Genomic DNA, 304 nt, shown 5'->3' on the forward strand with positions numbered 1-304 from the left:
AACCTTTACAAGACACCTTCGCAGGCTTACAGAACGCTCTCCTACCATATGCTTACGCATATCCGCAGCTTCGGTGTACAGCTTAGCCCCGTTACATCTTCCGCGCAGGACGACTCGATCAGTGAGCTATTACGCTTTCTTTAAAGGGTGGCTGCTTCTAAGCCAACCTCCTGACTGTTTTAGCCTTCCCACTTCGTTTTCCACTTAGCTGTACTTTGGGACCTTAGCTGGCGGTCTGGGTTGTTTCCCTCTTGACACCGGACGTTAGCACCCGATGTCTGTCTCCCTTGCTCGCACTCGTCGG

1 rRNA gene is annotated in these 304 nt (G+C 52.3%); it reads right to left on the minus strand.

Features of this window, described 5'->3' with window-relative positions:
* Positions 1 to 304: ribosomal RNA gene (locus KDM89_RS21455) — 23S ribosomal RNA — on the minus strand; the annotation flags it as partial.

Origin of the sequence: Cognatundibacterium luofuense (assembly GCF_018139685.1) — a bacterium.
GTDB classification, from domain to species: Bacteria; Pseudomonadota; Gammaproteobacteria; order Burkholderiales; family Burkholderiaceae_D; genus Undibacterium; species Undibacterium luofuense.